Raw genomic sequence first — 3,521 nt, 5'->3', positions numbered from 1 at the left:
AGCCCCGGCCATGACGGAAGTAATCAGTGCTGCGGCTTTACCTGTCGGGATCTTTCCATGAACCTCCATCATCTCCTCAAAGCCCGCGCTGCGGCCGGCAAGCCGGTGCGCGTGGCACTGATCGGCGCCGGCAAGTTCGGTTCGATGTTCCTGTCGCAGGTACCGCATACGCCCGGCCTCGAAGTCCCCGTTATCATCGACATCGATCGCGACCGCGCCCGCGAAGCCTGCCGCACCGTCGGCTGGGACCAGGCGCTGATCGCGCGAACGAGCTTCACTGACGATGGCGCGCGTGCGATTGCGGACGGCGCTATCGACGTTGTGGTGGAAGCCACCGGCAATCCCGCCGTCGGCATTCGTCATGCCCGCGCGGCGATCGCGGCGGGCAAGCATGTCGTCATGGTCAATGTCGAAGCCGACGTGCTGGCCGGCCCGCTATTGGCGCAGGAAGCCCGCAAGGCCGGCGTGGTCTATTCACTCGCCTATGGCGACCAGCCGGCGCTGACCGCGGAGATGGTAGACTGGGCGCGCGCGACGGGCTTTCGCGTCGTCGCCGCTGGCAAGGGCACGAAATATCTGCCGGCCTATCACGACGTGACGCCGGACGGCGTCTGGGGCCACTACGGATTGACGGCCGGCGAAGCGCAATCGGCCGGCATGAACCCGCAGATGTTCAACTCGTTTCTGGATGGCACCAAATCCGCGATCGAAATGGCGGCGATCGCGAACGCTTGCGGGCTCGACGTGCCGTCGGACGGGTTGCTGTTTCCACCCTGCGGCGTCGACGATCTGCCGCATGTGATGCGGCCGCGCGACAAAGGCGGCGTGCTGGAGAAGGCGGGCCTTGCCGAAGTCGTGTCGTCGCTGGAGCGCGACGGTCGTCCCGTATTTCGCGATCTGCGCTGGGGCGTCTATGTCGTGCTGGAAGCGCCGAACGATTATGCCGCCGACTGCTTCAAGCAATATGGGCTGAAGACCGACGCTTCAGGTCGCTATGCGGCGATGTACAAACCATATCATCTGATCGGGCTGGAGCTGAACATTTCCATCCTGTCGGCCGCGCTGCGCAACGAGCCGACCGGCCAGCCGCATGATTTCCGCGGCGACGTCGCAGCGGTCGCGAAACGCAATCTTCGCGCGGGCGAAACGCTCGATGGCGAAGGCGGCTACACGGTGTGGGGCAAGCTGATGCCGGCGTCGAAAAGCCTCGCCGCCGGCGCGCTGCCGATCGGATTGGCCCATCGCGTCAAGCTGAAGAGCGACGTTGCTTATGGCGCAGTGGTGCGCTGGAGCGATGTCGAGGTCGACGAAAGCAGCGACACCATCAAGACGCGCAAAGCGATGGAAGCGGCATTCTCCGCGAAATGATGATCGCGCGATCTGCGCGGCAGAAGTTGCAGCTTGAAATTTCCCTGCCCGCCGCATGCACGGTCGGGCACATGACGGTCTCACCGTAAACGTCTGCGCGGCGGAATTACCGCAATGCGGCATCCGATTAACCAATCGCGCATCGCCCGCGATCTTGGTCTTTCGTCGGATGGAAGGCCGCTGCCGCTCAGTATTCAGGCAGCCCTTCGCACTTGCGGCGGAACCAGAACCCTTGATTATCAATCACTAATTCGCCATCCTGCCCTCAGGTCCATAAAGCCGGGAAATTGTATTCGAAAAACCAAGAGCCTTGGTTTCAGGGCCCACATTCCTAAACAAACAGCCCAGCACCGGTCATCGGTAAACCAGAGAAGACGACATCAGATCGTCGTCCCTTGGTCGGTCTCGGCGATAACAGAGGGGAAACAAATGAAGCGTCGTGATTTCTTGAAAGTGGGCGGCGTCGGTCTCGCCGCGACTGCAGTTGCCGCGCCTGCGATTGCGCAATCGAACCCGGAAATTAAGTGGCGCTACACGGCAAGCTGGCCGAAGGCGCTCGATACGCTGTACGGCGGCTGCGAATATTTCGCCAAGCGCGTCGCCGAAATCACCGACAACAAATTCCAGATTCAACCGTTCGCAGCCGGCGAAATCGTCCCAGGCCTGCAGGTGCTCGACGCCGTCTCGAACGGCACCGTCGAAATGGGCAATACCGCGCTCTATTACTACTGGGGCAAGAACCCAGCCTTCACTTTCGGCACGTCGCTGCCGTTCGGCCTCAACACGCGTTCGCATATTTCCTGGATGCGTTTCGGCGGCGGCATGGACATGCTCAACGACCTCCTGAAGGAATATGGCTGCGTCGGCGCGCCGACCGGCTCGACGGGCGCCCAGATGGGCGGCTGGTTCCGGAAAGAGATCAAGTCGATGGATGACTTCCGGGGCCTGAAATTCCGCGTCGGCGGTTTTGCAGGCACCATCATCGCCAAGGTCGGCGGCGTGCCGCAGCAGATCGCGGGCGGCGACATCTATCCGGCGCTGGAAAAGGGCACGATCGATGCGGCCGAGTGGGTCGGACCGTATGACGACGAAAAGCTCGGTTTCGTGAAGGTCGCGAAGTACTACTACTATCCGGGCTGGTGGGAAGGCACCGGCCAGGGCCACAACATCATGAACCTCGAGAAGTGGAATGCGCTGCCCAAGCACTATCAGGCCGCAATCGAGAGCGCGTCCTACGACACCTTCACCTGGGTGACCGGCAAATACGACTACGTCAATCCGCCGGCGCTGAAGCGGCTCCTGGCGGCGGGCGCGATTCTGCGGCCGTTCCCGCAGGAAGTTCTGGAAGCCTGCTACAATGCCGCCAACGAAATCTACGCAGATCTTTCCAAGAGCAACCCGCACTTCAACAAGATGTATACGAGCCTGTCCGCATTCCGCGCCGACTCGCTGGCCTGGAATCAGGTGGCTGAACTGAGCTACGACAGCTTCATGATGCGGATGCGCACCCGCACCTGAGGCGAAGGCGCTCGACGATAAAAAGGAAGCCCCGGAGATTTCTCCGGGGCTTCTTCATTGAACGGATGGCTCGGCGCGACGCGTTTTCTCGGCGCGAACCGATGTCGCTCAAAGGCGCGAGCAGCTATTCCTCGCTCTCTCCGAGCGCTTCAGCGAGCTTGTCGTAATATTTCGCCACGAGGTCGATATTGCCCTTGTTCTCGATGGCGGGCGGCGGCGACTTCAGCGCCTCGTTGAGATCGGCGAGCGCCTCCTTCCTGTCCTTGGCCGGCATCTTCTTGTCGGCCTGGATCTGGGCGATCTGCGCCTTGAGGACGACCTCAGCGCCGACGAACTTCTTCGTCGCGGGATCGAAGCCGCCGAGCACCAGGCTGATATTGTCGACCACGGTGTTGTATTCGTCGTAGCTGGCAAAACCGTTCTTCTTGGCCACCGCGTCGAGCTGCGCGTCGATCTTCGGGTCCGGCTTGGCGTTATCGGGGATCTTGTCGGTGATCGCGTCGACGTCCTTTTGCGCCGCGAGCACGCCCTCGATCTGCTTCTCGGTCAGCGCGATCTGCTTCACCGCAGGCGCCTCCGCCGCTGCCGGCGGCGCGGCCTGGGCAGGCGCCTGCTTCGCCGGCGGCGCCTGCTTG

The 3,521-nt window shown here is 62.2% G+C and carries 3 protein-coding genes; 2 read left to right on the top strand and 1 reads right to left on the bottom strand.

All coding sequences use genetic code 11. From position 1 onward, the window contains the following. The first annotated feature begins 57 nt into the window (after positions 1 to 57). Both CQ12_RS29175 and CQ12_RS29170 read left to right on the top strand, forming a co-directional pair. Positions 58 to 1,368 (top strand): NAD(P)H-dependent oxidoreductase, encoded by a 1,311-nt coding sequence (locus CQ12_RS29175; RefSeq protein WP_057838744.1) that lies wholly within the window; start codon positions 58 to 60, stop codon positions 1,366 to 1,368. 429 nt (positions 1,369 to 1,797) lie between these two features. After that, positions 1,798 to 2,886, top strand: coding sequence for a TRAP transporter substrate-binding protein (locus CQ12_RS29170; RefSeq protein ID WP_057838743.1), 1,089 nt, complete (start codon positions 1,798 to 1,800; stop codon positions 2,884 to 2,886). A 124-nt stretch (positions 2,887 to 3,010) separates the two neighbouring features. Here the strand turns inward: CQ12_RS29170 and CQ12_RS29165 are convergent. After that, the coding region (locus tag CQ12_RS29165; RefSeq protein ID WP_057838742.1) for a hypothetical protein at positions 3,011 to 3,521 on the bottom strand (511 nt) is incomplete at its 5' end.

The organism is Bradyrhizobium jicamae, from assembly GCF_001440395.1.
GTDB lineage: Bacteria > Pseudomonadota > Alphaproteobacteria > Rhizobiales > Xanthobacteraceae > Bradyrhizobium > Bradyrhizobium jicamae.
The sequence above is the reverse complement of the archived record's forward strand: the minus strand, read 5'-3'. Positions and strand labels throughout refer to the sequence as shown.

What these genes read in the sequence shown, in the direction of transcription:
- CQ12_RS29175 (WP_057838744.1), top strand. Translation starts at nt 58, where the DNA reads ATGAACCTCCATCATCTCCTCAAAGCCCGCGCTGCGGCCGGCAAGCCG.
- CQ12_RS29170 (WP_057838743.1), top strand. Translation starts at nt 1,798, where the DNA reads ATGAAGCGTCGTGATTTCTTGAAAGTGGGCGGCGTCGGTCTCGCCGCG.